11 protein-coding genes are annotated in these 11617 nt (G+C 67.7%); 3 read left to right on the forward strand and 8 right to left on the reverse strand.

Annotation, left to right across the window (positions count from 1 at the left end):
• Positions 1–32: 32 nt before the first annotated feature.
• The 7 genes from VL129_RS03560 to VL129_RS03590 all read right to left on the reverse strand — a co-directional run bounded on the left by VL129_RS03560 (position 33) and on the right by VL129_RS03590 (position 7986).
• Positions 33–365 carry a DUF3325 domain-containing protein gene (locus VL129_RS03560; RefSeq protein WP_325410144.1) on the reverse strand — a complete coding sequence of 111 codons (333 nt, stop codon included), beginning with the start codon at positions 363–365 and terminating at the stop codon, positions 33–35.
• On the reverse strand, positions 362–1945 hold the full coding sequence (locus VL129_RS03565) for a PepSY-associated TM helix domain-containing protein (protein WP_325410146.1): 1584 nt from the start codon (positions 1943–1945) through the stop codon (positions 362–364). Before VL129_RS03565 ends, VL129_RS03560 begins: the two co-directional genes overlap by 4 nt.
• Positions 1942–2229, reverse strand: coding sequence for an iron transporter (locus tag VL129_RS03570; RefSeq protein ID WP_325410148.1), 288 nt, complete (start codon positions 2227–2229; stop codon positions 1942–1944). Before VL129_RS03570 ends, VL129_RS03565 begins: the two co-directional genes overlap by 4 nt.
• A gap of 10 nt (positions 2230–2239) precedes the next feature.
• Positions 2240–3544 carry a class I SAM-dependent methyltransferase gene (locus tag VL129_RS03575; protein ID WP_325410149.1) on the reverse strand — a complete coding sequence of 435 codons (1305 nt, stop codon included), beginning with the start codon at positions 3542–3544 and terminating at the stop codon, positions 2240–2242.
• A gap of 85 nt (positions 3545–3629) precedes the next feature.
• Positions 3630–5693: a TonB-dependent receptor domain-containing protein gene (locus tag VL129_RS03580; protein ID WP_325410151.1), complete on the reverse strand. Its 2064-nt coding sequence runs from the start codon at positions 5691–5693 to the stop codon at positions 3630–3632.
• A 242-nt stretch (positions 5694–5935) separates the two neighbouring features.
• Positions 5936–7282: an ATP-binding protein gene (locus VL129_RS03585; protein ID WP_325410153.1), complete on the reverse strand. Its 1347-nt coding sequence runs from the start codon at positions 7280–7282 to the stop codon at positions 5936–5938.
• Positions 7282–7986 (reverse strand): response regulator transcription factor, encoded by a 705-nt coding sequence (locus VL129_RS03590; protein ID WP_325410155.1) that lies wholly within the window; start codon positions 7984–7986, stop codon positions 7282–7284. The genes VL129_RS03585 and VL129_RS03590 overlap by 1 nt, the downstream gene beginning before the upstream one ends.
• A gap of 335 nt (positions 7987–8321) precedes the next feature.
• On the opposite strand from VL129_RS03590, the gene ccoN reads away from it, so the two are divergent.
• Both ccoN and VL129_RS03600 read left to right on the forward strand, forming a co-directional pair.
• Positions 8322–9761: a cytochrome-c oxidase, cbb3-type subunit I gene (ccoN, locus tag VL129_RS03595; RefSeq protein WP_325410157.1), complete on the forward strand. Its 1440-nt coding sequence runs from the start codon at positions 8322–8324 to the stop codon at positions 9759–9761.
• The gene (locus tag VL129_RS03600) at positions 9761–9970 is read left to right on the forward strand and encodes a hypothetical protein (protein WP_037009630.1); all 210 of its coding nucleotides are present in this window, start codon (positions 9761–9763) and stop codon (positions 9968–9970) included. Before ccoN ends, VL129_RS03600 begins: the two co-directional genes overlap by 1 nt.
• 61 nt (positions 9971–10031) lie before the next feature.
• Here the strand turns inward: VL129_RS03600 and VL129_RS03605 are convergent, their stop codons facing one another.
• The gene (locus VL129_RS03605; RefSeq protein ID WP_027591521.1) at positions 10032–10883 is read right to left on the reverse strand and encodes a LysR family transcriptional regulator; all 852 of its coding nucleotides are present in this window, start codon (positions 10881–10883) and stop codon (positions 10032–10034) included.
• Between the two features lie 213 nt (positions 10884–11096).
• On the opposite strand from VL129_RS03605, the gene VL129_RS03610 reads away from it, so the two are divergent.
• Positions 11097–11504 (forward strand): hypothetical protein, encoded by a 408-nt coding sequence (locus VL129_RS03610; protein ID WP_325410163.1) that lies wholly within the window; start codon positions 11097–11099, stop codon positions 11502–11504.
• Positions 11505–11617 lie beyond the last annotated feature (113 nt).

An 11617-nucleotide genomic window follows, 5' to 3' on the forward strand; every position in this document is an offset into this window, starting at 1 on the left:
CGTGGCGAGCGGCGGCCGGACGGTTGTCCGTCCTACAGCGCCAGCACCGCGCAGGCGGCGGCGCCCAGCACCGGCAGGCCGAGGGCCACGCGCGGCGCATAGGGCAGGAGCAGCAGCAGCGCCAGACCGGCCAGCGAGATCATGCCGAACCCGGCCACCCAGGCCATGCCCGCCGGCCAGATCAGGCCGCAGCCGGACACGGCCAGGGCCAGCAGCGCCCCGCCCAGCGGGGTGCAGGCCCGGCGCAGTCGGGCGGGCAGGCGCGGGCTGGCGAGCTGCTTCCAGTGACGTTCCATGCCCAGGCACAGCAGCAGCATGCCGGCATAGGCCAGGGTCAGGCTTAGCGCTAGGGCGAGGGCGCTCATGGTTGGGCTCCGGCAAGGCGTGTGGCACGTGGTTTGGCCACAGGTTCGGTGCTGGCCAGTGCGGGGATCTTCCACGCCAGCCAGCCCAGCGACAGGCCGAGGAGCACGCTGGTGACCTCCACGCCGAGGCGCAGGCTGTCGCTCGGCAAGGACGTCAGCAGGCCCGGCAACGGCAGGGCGATGCACAGCGCGGCCGCCAGGTAGACCTGTTCGCGCCAGGCCGGGAACACCGGGCGCAGGGCGGCATGCAGCAGCGCGAGCAGCCACACCCCGAAGAACACCCGTACCTCCCAGTCGCCGCGCGCGGCCAGTTCCGCCGGCAGCAGGCGGTTGGCCCACAGCAGCGCCACGCAGGCCACGCACAGGCCGGCCACGCTGGCGATGTTCAGGCGTTCGGCGATGCTCAGGAAGGTGCGTGAACCCTTGGCCTGCTTGCGCTGCTTGACGGTGTACAGCACCAGGCCGCTGGCGATCATCACGCAGCTCACCAGCCCGCAGAGGAAGTACAGCCAGCGCATCGGATAGCCGCCGAACTGCGCGAAGTGCAGGCCGGCCATCACCCGCTGGGTGAGCTGGCTGGCGCGCGACGGCGCCGGCGCCTGCAGCAGCTTGCCGCTCACGCCGTGGAACACCAGGCCTTCGCCCTTGGTCAGCTCGATGCGGCTGCCCAGCAGCGGGCGCACGGTCACGCGGGCATCGGCCTGGCCGGGGTTGCTGACCGACAGCGCCGAGAGCATGCCGGCGCCGTAGTGCGCCTCCCCCTTGGCGATGAACTCCGCCAGCGGCAGCAGCGGCGCGTCCGCGAGCGGGCGCGCGCCACGGCCTTCGCCCCGCAGGGCGCCCTCCGGACGACCTTCTCCACGGCGCTCGCCGGCTTCCTGCTGGCTCACGCCGCGCGCCTCGCGCTGCATGGCCTGGCGGTCGCCGTCGTACAGGGCGTCCATGGCGGCCGGCATGTAGATCAGGAAGAAGATGACCAGGCCGGTGTAGGTGATCATCAGGTGGAACGGCAGCAACAGCACGGCGCTGGCGTTGTGGCCGTCCAGCCAGGAGCGCTGGCCCTTGGCCGGGCGGAAGGTGAAGAAGTCCTTGAAGATCTTCTTGTGGATGACGATGCCGCTGATGATCGCCACCAGCATGGCCATGGCCGCGAAACCCACCAGCCAGATGCCGAGGTTGCGCGGCATGTGCAGCGTGAAGTGGAAGCGGAAGAAGAAGCTGCCGCCGGCGGTCTGCCGGGCGTCGAGCGCCTCGCCGGTGTGCGCGTCGAGCAGGGTGCGCTCGCCGCGGCGCTGGTCGCCATGGCTGACGCTCAGCACCGGTGAACGCTCGGTCGGCAGGCCGATGTTCCAGGTGGCGGCGTCCGGATGCTCGCGCTCCAGCCAGCGCTGGGCGGTTTCCGCCGCGGCGCTCTGCGTGGCCGGGCTGGCGGGCAGCTCCGGCTGCATCCACCAGTTCAGCTCGCGGTCGAACACCGCCAGGGTGCCGGTCAGGAAGATGGCGAACAGCACCCAGCCCAGCAGCAGGCCGCACCAGGTGTGCAGCCAGGACATGGATTGCGTCAGGCTGCGCGGCTTCATGCCAGCACCTCCAGCAGGTGCGGCCAGAAGCCGATCAGCGCCAGCGGCAGGCTCAGCGCCACGCCCAGGGCCAGCCGGCGCGGCGAGTGCACCGCGAAGGCCCAGAGGATGAACGCCGTGTAGAGGGCGAACGACAGCAGGGTCGTGGCCATGACCGCGTCATAGCGCCCGAGCGGCAGCAGGCGCGCCAGCGCGGCGGTGGCGGTGTAGGTGAACAGGTAGCCGCCGGGGATGGCGGCCAGGCACCGCCAGAGGATGGGCCACGCGGGATGGGACAGGCGCATCGGAATGTCCTTAGTCATGGGAAAAGGAAAGGGGACGGTGAACCGCCGTGGCGCAGGCATTCACCACGTCGATCCGCAGATCCTGCCGGTCGAGCCAGCGCTGCAGGGCCTGCGCGGTGGCGGCGCTGTCATGGGCGTCTTGCCGCAGGGGGTGGGCGTAGCCTTGCCACATCAGCATCTGCAGCGACTGCATCAGCAGCGCCGGTTTGCCGCTGTAGATGGGAAGCTGGCTCAGCGCGTCGACGCGGGCCGGGCCCTGCGCCAGGCGCTCCAGCAGCGGACTGAACAGCTCGCTCGGGCCGTTGATGGCGCCGATCGGCGTGCGGAACTCGACCGCGCCGCTGCCGGGCGCCTGGGGCAGTCGCGCCAGGCGCAGTGCGCCCAACGCGGCCAGGTGCGCCTCGGCCGACAGGGCCACGGGCTGCTTCTGGAACAGGTCGCGCCGCTGGTGCTGATGGCGCGCCAGGTCCTTCACCAGCTCGCGCACCGACGGGATGCGGATGCCGGCCAGCACCGGCTGAATGGCGCCGGGAACGGACAGGCTTTCCAGGTTCTCGAACGGGTCGGCGCTGGCCAGGTAGGTCAGGCCGGCCCGGGACACCTGGCGGTGCAGGTCGGCCGAGTGCTGGGGGCTCCAGTGATCGTTCAGCAGGTCATGGGCCAGATAGGCCGCATCCTGCCGCTGCAACGCCTGCAGGCGCGCGCCGACGTCGGGCTGGTCATGAAAGATGCCGGCGCCGTCCAGCCGGTCCAGCAAGGCAAGCCCGGCCTGCACGTTCTGCGTGGCCGAACCGGTCAGGTGGTGCGCCAGCTCGTTGAGCAGCTTCTGCGCCGGCAGCATCCGGGTGGCTCCCGGATGACACTGGTAATGCAGGTAGAAGAGTCCCGCCGGCTTCAGGAAACGCCCGACCAGCGCCAGCACATCGCGCTGCTGCGCAGCGGAAATCCACGACCAGACCCCGTGGCTGACGATCAGGTCGAAGAACAGGCTGTTGCTGCGCGCAAAGCTGGAGAAGTCGGCGTGAATGAAGCGCAGGTTGGTCAGCCCCAGCTGCTGCGCCGCCCGCCGCGCCACGGCCAGGTGCCGCGCGTTGACGTCCACGCCGACGAACTGGGCGTGCGGTTGCGTGGCCGCGTTGACCAGCAGATTGACGCCCACTCCGCAGCCGAGCTCGCAATAGGCATACGGCCCGCTGAGGTCGGGTGGGGCGGCGCCCTGTGCCAAGGCCTGGGTGGCCAGCCAGAGCGGCTGGAGCTCCCGGTGGAAATGCGCGGGGTAGGCCGTGTCCGTCACATACCCGTCGTGTTTGATCATGCTGATACCTCGGAACGCCTCGGGCTGGCCGCGAAACGCACGACACCCCCTGGCGGAGACCGGCAGGGGGTGTCGGGGGCGGGACTCAGAAGCTCTGGGTCAGGCCGATGATGAAGCGGCGGCCATCCAGGTTGAACGCGTAGTCCTCGTCGGTGGTGACCTTCTTGTTGGCCACGTTGTACACGCCCGCCTTCAGCATCGTGTTCTTGGCGGGTTTGAACACCACGCCCGCGTCCACGAAGCTGTAGGCCGGGTAGGTGACGCCGTTGCTGGCCGAACCGCTGGTGCCGGTCTGCCAGCGACCGCTGGTTTCGCCGCGGTAGTTGTACTGGGTCCACAGGTTCCACTGCTGGGTGACCTGCCAGTCCAGCGAGGCGTTGAACATGTGCTTGGCCATGTCGTTGAGCGGCTCGCCCTTGTACGCGCCGGACTTCTGCTCGGTCTCGGTGAAGGTGTAGCTGTGGCGGTAGTTCAGGTTGTCGAGGATGCGGTAATCCAGGGTCCACTCGACGCCGCGCAGCTCGGCTTCGTCGATGTTCTCGTAGGCGGTGTAGCCGTACTGGTGGGCCGGGTACGAGGTGCCGTTGTAGATGCAGGACTGGTTCTGCAGGCAGACGCGACCGGTACGGTTGATCTTGTCCTCGAAGTCGGTGACGTAGGCGGTGACGGTGGTCAGCAGGCCCAGGTCGTGATCCTCGTAGGCAAGGCCGATCTCACGGTTCAGGCTGGTTTCCGGCGTCAGCTCCGGGTTGCCGATGATCACGCCGCCCATGGAGGTGGCGCCGAAATCGGTCGCGCTCTGGCGCAGGCTCGGCGCCTTGTAGCCCGAGGTCACGCCACCCTTGACGGTGAAGCTCTCGTTCAGGTGGTAGACCGCGTAGACCTTCGGGCTGAAGTGGTCGCCGAACTTCTGGTTGTCGTCGTAGCGGCCGCTGAAGGTCAGCATCAGGTCGTCGGTGAGGTTCCAGTTGTCCTCCAGGAACACGGAGTTCTGGTAGCGCTCCATCTCCACCACGGCGTCGGCCACCGGTACGACCGGCGGTTTCAGGCCGTTGGTGGCGCCGTCGGTGAGGGTTTCTTCCTTGCGCGTCAGGCCGCCGGTCAGGGCGTGGTTGCCCAGGAAGTAGGTGCCCTGGGTATTCACGGTCAGCACATCGAATTCGATGCCGTTGCCGGTGTTGGCATTGACCCGGCTCGGGTTCTCGCTGGTGTCGTAGTTGATGTAGGAGTTCACCAGCAGGTCGTCGAAGCGGCCTTCATGGGTGAGGTAGTAGTTCTTCTGGATCGACTCGCTGTACGACGGATCATCCGTCGGATCCAGGCTCTTGCCGGGGTTGGCCGTGCGCTCCTGCTCGGTCTGGGTGTAGCCCAGGGTCACCAGGTTCCGCTTGTCGATGTTCCAGCCCAGCTTGGCGCCGGCGCTCCACTTGTCATAGTCGGGGTCGCTGGCGGAGCTGTCGCCGCTGCCGACGAACTCGCTTTCATCCTGGTGCTGGAAGGCACCGGTCAGTTGCAGGGACAGCACGTCCTTGAGCAGCGGCATGTTCAGGTAGGCGCTGGTCTGGTGGCCGTCTTCGTTGACTTCGTTGCTGCTCGGGGCGTGGGTGTACTCGGTGGTGATGCTGCCGGAGAACGTGTTGTGCACCTTCTTGGTGATGACGTTCACCACGCCGCCCATGGCATCGGAGCCATACAGCGAGGACGCCGGGCCACGGATCACTTCGATACGCTCGATGGCCTCGAGCGGCGGCAGGAAGTTGATCGGCGTGCCGGCCTGGCCGCCGTTGAGGCCGAAGGCGTCATTGCCCTGCATGGGACGGCCATCGACCAGGAACAGGGTGTAGTCGGCGGTCATGCCGCGAATACGGATCGACTGCTCGACGCCGCCACCGGAAATCTGCACCCCGGCCACGTTCTTCAGCGCGTCGGTGACGTCGGTGTAGGACTTCTTCTTCAGTTCCTCGGCGGTGATCACCGAGATGGTCGCGGGAGCATCCTTGACGCTCTGTTCGAAGCCGGAGGCCGAAACGACCACCGGGCCCAGCACCTTCTCCTGGGCCGTGACGGAGCACGCCAGGGAGGCCAGCGTGGCGGCCAGCAGGGTTCTTTGGAACACGGGACGAGCGGTGTGGCGGGTAATGCGTGACATGGTTGCTCCCAATTCTTGATGTGTTCGCCATGGCCCTGTCAGCGCTCGCCGGTGGTTCGCGATGCCTCTTCTCGCAGGCGAAGGACCCTAAGGCCTGCGACTGCTCCCCTGAGAAGCGGCGCCTCGATCCGGGCGTGTTCGGCTGTGAGCCTTGATGCTTGGGGTGGCCCATCGACATGGGGCGTCCCGCGGCGGGAGCAAATGCTATTCGTTCTCAAATGGGAGTAAAGTGCATTTACAATCTATACAGATTGCAGCCGAACGACCTGGCGTAGCCCCGGCTGCCCGTTGCGGGCGTGCAGGGTTCCACCTTGCAGCTGGATCAGGCGCCGGGCGATGGCCAGGCCCAGGCCGTAGCCGTCGCCGCCGGGGCGCGAGGCATTGAGGCGGGCAAAGGGCTGGAAGATGTTCTCCAGATCCTCCTCCGGCACGCCGGGGCCGTCGTCGGCGATGCACAGTTGCCAGTCGTCACCGTCGCGCCGCGCGGTGAGCCGCACGCTGCCCCGCGGCGACGAATGGCGAATGGCGTTGCGCAGGATGTTTTCCAGCGCGTGGGCCAGGGTGTTGAGATGGCCCAGCACCTGGCAGCCGTCCGGAATCTGCGCCTGCAGGCGCGCCCGGGGCCAGCCGGATTCGAAACAGGCGTCGTCGCACAGCAGCTCCCACAGCGCCGCAATGTCCACCGGCTCGCAGGGAAACTGTGGCTGTTCGCTGTCCAGCCAGGCCAGTTCCAGCACCGCATCGACCAGCCGCTGCATGCCGTTCACTTCGCGGTCCACGCGGGCGCGCAGTTCATCGCCGTCCAGCGGGCTTTCACAGGCCACGCGCAGGCGACTCAGCGGCGTGCGCAGCTCGTGGGACAGGTCGCGCAGCAACTGCCGCTGCTGGGTGACCGAGCCGCGCAGCCGCCCGGTGAGGTGTTCCAGCGAGCGGCCGAGGGTGCCGAGTTCGTCCTGGCGGCGCACCAGCTCGGCGGGCACCAGGGTTTCCAGCGGCTGGGCGGCCAGTGCGCGGGCCTTGTGGCTCAGGCGTTCCAGCGGCGAGATCAGCAGCCGGTACAGCCGCGCGCCGAACAACAGCGACAGCAGCACCGGCAGCAGGTAGACGCCCAGCGCGGTCAGCAGGGCCTGGTGCTGCCAGGGATGAAAACGATCCGGCAGGCGCAGGACCAGCAGGTCGCGCTGCTCGCCGAACGGCACGCTGACAATCGGCAGCGCCTCGGCGCGGCGGCTGATGGGCCGCTCGTAGTCACGGGCGCGGCGCAGCCGGTCAATATCCTCGTCATCGAGCTCGCGCGGCGCCAGGGGCTGCAGATGGTGATCGACCAGCACCGCCCAGCCGGGCTCGCGTTGCAGCAGCGCGTCGCGCCATTGCAGAAGCGCCGGCTCGCCGCGCCGCTGGGCGTCGGCGGCCTCGGCGGCGTAGCGTTCCAGCGTCTGGCGCGCCTCCGCGGAGAGAAACGAGGTCTGTCGATTGATATGGGCGCCGAGGTAGTGGCTGGCGCCGATCATCGCGACACAGAACGCCGCCAGCAGCACGCTCAGCCGCCAGAACAGCGAGTGGCGGCCGGGAATCGGGCGAGTGGGCATCAGCTGTCCAGCCGGGTGAGCAGGTAGCCCTTGCCCCAGGCCGCGTCCAGGCGCAGTCGGACAATCTCCTCGCGGGCCAGCTTGCGGCGCAGGTTGCTGACGTGCATGTCCAGGCTGCGGTCGTGTTGCGAATACCCCCGATGCAGCACCTGCTGGTAGAGGAACGGCTTGCTGAGCACCTCGCCCGCCGAGCTGTGCAGCAGGCGCAGCAGACGGTACTCGGTCGGTGTCAGGCCGACCCAGCGCTTGGCGTGGCGCAGGTCGCAGCGCTCGTCATCGAACAGCAGGTCGCCGTCGGCCTGCGGCAGCGGCTGCTCCCGCTCGTAGGCCACCCGGCGCAGGATGGCGGCGATGCGCACCTGCAGTTCCTCGATGCTGAACGGCTTGGGCAGGAAATCATCGGCGCCGCAGTCGAACCCCTGGATGCGGTGCACCTCGTCGCCCAGCGCCGACATCATCAGCACCGGCGTGCGGCGCTGGCTGCGCAGCCGGGTCAGCACCTCCAGGCCGTCCAGCTTGGGCAGCAGGATGTCCAACAGGATCAGGTCGAACGCGCAGTCGCGCGCCAGGGTCAGACCGGCCGCGCCCTCCTGGGCGAGGGTGACCCGATAGCCGCGATGCTCCAGCGAAGCCTTCAGGTGGGCCGCCAGCACGGGATCGTCTTCAATGGCCAGGAGGTGGTGCGCGTGGGCAGAGGACGACATAGGGGAGGGCTCGGCAGCAAATGGGAATGATTATACGTGTGCCGGTGGCGCAGGAAAGGCTGCCTCGCAGAGGTCGCGGTGCTTGATTCTGATCATGGGGCGCAGCAGCCGCGGGCGGCTAGGATGGCGGTGCATGGGTGATAAATAAGAATTAGTAAAGTTATATTCAAATATTATTAGTTTGTTTTGATTTAACCGGATCGACACACTAGCCAGGCCTGTCAGTCGGAAGGTCTGCGCTGCCGCATGGGCGTGTCTGACCAGGGGTACCGGCCGCAGAGCCGGCCCGACGAGTCGTGCTGACAGGCTTCCCAGCGTGCATAGGACTCCCGGTAATGATCCCCGCAGACGATTCCTTTCCTTCCCCTTCCTACAACTACGCCGTCGTACGTCAATTCACCCTGATGACCCTGTTCTGGGGGGTGGTGGGCATGGCCATGGGCGTGGTCATCGCGGCCCAGCTGGTCTGGCCGGAGCTCAATCTCGGCCTGCCCTGGACCAGCTTCGGACGCATCCGGCCCATCCACACCAACCTGGTGATCTTCGCCTTCGGCGGCGGCGCGCTGTTCGCCACCTCCTTCTACGTGGTGCAACGTACCAGCCGGGCGCGGCTGGTCTCGGACGGCCTGGCCCGCTTCGTGTTCTGGGGCTGGCAGGCGGCCATCGTGGCCATGCTGATCAGCTATCCGCTCGGCTACACCACCTCCAAGGAATACGCCGAGATGGAATGGCCGATCGCCCTGTGGATCACGCTGGTGTGGATCGCCTACGCCTACCTGTTCTTCGGCACCATCGCCCGGCGCACCGTCAGCCACATCTACGTGGGCAACTGGTTCTACGGCGCCTTCATCGTGGTGACCGCCATGGTGCATGTCGTCAACCACATCGCCACCCCGGTGAGCTGGCTGAAGTCCTACCCGGTGTATTCCGGCGCCACCGACGCGATGATCCAGTGGTGGTACGGCCACAGCGTGGTCGGTTTCATCCTCTCGGTGGGCTTCCTCGGCATGATGTACTACTTCGTGCCCAAACAGGCCGAGCGGCCGATCTACTCCTACCGGCTGTCCATCGTGCACTTCTGGGCGATCATCTCGCTGTACATCTGGGCCGGCCCGCACCACCTGCACTACACCGCGCTGCCCGACTGGGCGCAGACCCTCGGCATGGTGATGTCGGTGATTCTGCTGGCGCCCAGCTGGGGCGGCATGATCAACGGCATGATGACCCTCTCCGGGGCCTGGCATAAACTGCGCGACGACCCGATCCTGCGCTTCCTGGTGGTCTCGCTGGCGTTCTACGGCATGTCCACCTTCGAAGGCCCGATGATGGCGGTGAAGACGGTCAACTCGCTGTCCCACTACACCGACTGGACCGTCGGCCACGTGCATGCCGGCGCCCTCGGCTGGGTCGCGATGATCAGCATCGGCACGCTCTACCACATGATTCCCCGCCTGTGGGGGCGCGAGCGCATGTACAGCAGCCGGCTGATCAGCGCGCACTTCTGGCTGGCGACCATCGGCACCGTGCTGTACATCGCCTCGATGTGGGTGAACGGCATCACCCAGGGTCTGATGTGGCGCGCGGTGAACCAGGACGGCACGCTGACCTATTCGTTTGTCGAGGCGCTGGAAGCCAGCCACCCCGGCCTGATGATCCGCCTGTTCGGCGGCGCCATCTTCGCCAGCGGCATGTTGCTGATGGTCTGGAACAGCTGGCGCACCGTGCGCGCCGGTCAGGTGAACCCGTTACCCCTTGCCCTGGAGGCTCGTGCCTGATGATCTTCGTGCTTCTTTCCGTGCTGGTCGGCGGGCTGTGCCTGGCCGTGCTGCGCACCCCCGACGCCGACCTGCGCCAGGCCGCCCTGCAGCCCTTCGCCGACGATCCGCCGGCGGCGCGACAACTGGAACAGGAAACCGGCTTGCGCTGCGAGCGCGTGGTCGAGGTGCCGTTCGAAGACCCGCGACCTTTCCATCTGGAGGCCTGAGTTTTCCCCCACGTCCAGGGACGGACGCTCCCCTTCGCGCCGCATGCGGCGCGTTTTTTGTTCAGAGCAGCGGCGACCAGTCGCCCGACTCGCCGACAACGTCCCGCACGCAGTCGATGGCGCGGGCAACGGTTACCGAGCAGCGCTCGCGGGCGTAGATCAGGTAGACCGGGTAGGTGAACTCCGGCGCCAGCGGAACCCGTTCGAGCACGCCGCTCTCCAGGTAGCCCTGCACCACGCGGCTGCGAAAATAGCCGCTGCCGCCGGCTTCCAGCAGGAACTGCAGGGCCAGCGGGCCGAGGTCGAAGCTCAGCGACGGATGCGCGAGGTCATGCAGGGCCGCGTCGTGCCGGCGACGGAACTCATCGCCCCAGTCCACATACACGTAGGGCGCCGGTTGTCGCGGGTTGCGTACCTGGATGAGTTTTTCCTCCATCAGCAATTCGCTCTGCAGGCCCGGCCCGTACAGCGGCTGGTAGACCAGGACGGCATCCAGCCTGCCGTCCTCCAGCTCGCGCACCAGGCTCGCTCCGGCGCCACTGCGGCTATGCACCTCCAGCCCCGGCAGCGCCTGGCGCAGGGCGCAGACCCACTTGAGCATCAATGGAGCGCACAGGCTCGGCTCGCCGCCCAGGTGCAGCGTTTCGGCACGTTCGGCCGGCAGCGGCAACACCTGCTGCGCCTCGTCCCAGGCCTGCACCATGCGGCTGGCGAACTCCACGAACGCTTCGCCATCGGGCGTCAGCCGCGCACCGGAACGATTGCGCACGAACAGGCTGCAGTCGAGCTGGCTTTCCAGCGTCTGCACGCGCGCCGTCACCGCCGCCTGGGTCAGGTGCAGACGTTCCGCCGCGCCCACGAAACTGCCGCAGCGCACGATCTCCAGAAAGGTGCGTGCCAGATCGACCGCCATACCGACCCCCGGCTTGAAATGAGGCGGCGAGTATACGCCCGCCGGGCCGCAGGATCAGGTTGAGCTGGCAATCGCTGGCCAGCGCCAGGCCGGCCGCGGAGGAGGGCATATGGGAATGCACGATAGCCACCCGTGCGCCCCGCTCGGTACCGCTCAACAATCCCACCGCCGTGCCGATAGAGGGTTAAGGTGGCTCTTTCCGGGGTGTACGTCATGCTCAGCATTCCTTCCAGCAGCACTGGAGTGGGTCCGGGCCGTCCGGCTGACGTGTCGCGAGACAGCGCGCAGGCGGACGACGCGTCGGCCGTCGGTCGCTTGCACGGTTTCGCCACGACGCCCGGGGAACGCGCCCGGGGCGAGGCGCGGAGTGTGTCGTCGGAGTTCATCGAGCGCCTGCGGGAACAGATTGCCGAACTGCAGGAGCGGCTCCGCGAACTGCACCAGCAGTTGGACCGACTGCTGGCCAGCGGGAGCGACGCGGCGAGCAACGAGGCGGCGGTGGCGGCCCTGCAGTTGCAGATCGCCGACCTAACCGCCGCTCTGCAGGCGACCACCGCCGCTCTGCTGCAGGCGCTTCAGGATGGCGGCGGCGCGAACCACACCTTCAGCACCACCGCCTGAGCGGGTAGCAGGTTGGTCGCCGGCATGATCGGCATGCCGAGCGATGGCGGCGGCGCCTCCCCCCATCTCCGTACGTTGGTGGCGGTCATCGTCGTCGCTGCGCCAGTCCGGTT

It is taken from the genome of Pseudomonas sp. (assembly GCF_035497915.1).
Classification (GTDB): Bacteria; Pseudomonadota; Gammaproteobacteria; order Pseudomonadales; family Pseudomonadaceae; genus Serpens.

What these genes read in the sequence shown, in the direction of transcription:
- VL129_RS03560 (WP_325410144.1), bottom strand. Translation starts at nt 365, where the DNA reads ATGAGCGCCCTCGCCCTAGCGCTAAGCCTGACCCTGGCCTATGCCGGC.
- VL129_RS03565 (WP_325410146.1), bottom strand. Translation starts at nt 1,945, where the DNA reads ATGAAGCCGCGCAGCCTGACGCAATCCATGTCCTGGCTGCACACCTGG.
- VL129_RS03570 (WP_325410148.1), bottom strand. Translation starts at nt 2,229, where the DNA reads ATGCGCCTGTCCCATCCCGCGTGGCCCATCCTCTGGCGGTGCCTGGCC.
- VL129_RS03575 (WP_325410149.1), bottom strand. Translation starts at nt 3,544, where the DNA reads ATGATCAAACACGACGGGTATGTGACGGACACGGCCTACCCCGCGCAT.
- VL129_RS03580 (WP_325410151.1), bottom strand. Translation starts at nt 5,693, where the DNA reads ATGTCACGCATTACCCGCCACACCGCTCGTCCCGTGTTCCAAAGAACC.
- VL129_RS03585 (WP_325410153.1), bottom strand. Translation starts at nt 7,282, where the DNA reads ATGCCCACTCGCCCGATTCCCGGCCGCCACTCGCTGTTCTGGCGGCTG.
- VL129_RS03590 (WP_325410155.1), bottom strand. Translation starts at nt 7,986, where the DNA reads ATGTCGTCCTCTGCCCACGCGCACCACCTCCTGGCCATTGAAGACGAT.
- ccoN (WP_325410157.1), top strand. Translation starts at nt 8,322, where the DNA reads ATGATCCCCGCAGACGATTCCTTTCCTTCCCCTTCCTACAACTACGCC.
- VL129_RS03600 (WP_037009630.1), top strand. Translation starts at nt 9,761, where the DNA reads ATGATCTTCGTGCTTCTTTCCGTGCTGGTCGGCGGGCTGTGCCTGGCC.
- VL129_RS03605 (WP_027591521.1), bottom strand. Translation starts at nt 10,883, where the DNA reads ATGGCGGTCGATCTGGCACGCACCTTTCTGGAGATCGTGCGCTGCGGC.
- VL129_RS03610 (WP_325410163.1), top strand. Translation starts at nt 11,097, where the DNA reads ATGCTCAGCATTCCTTCCAGCAGCACTGGAGTGGGTCCGGGCCGTCCG.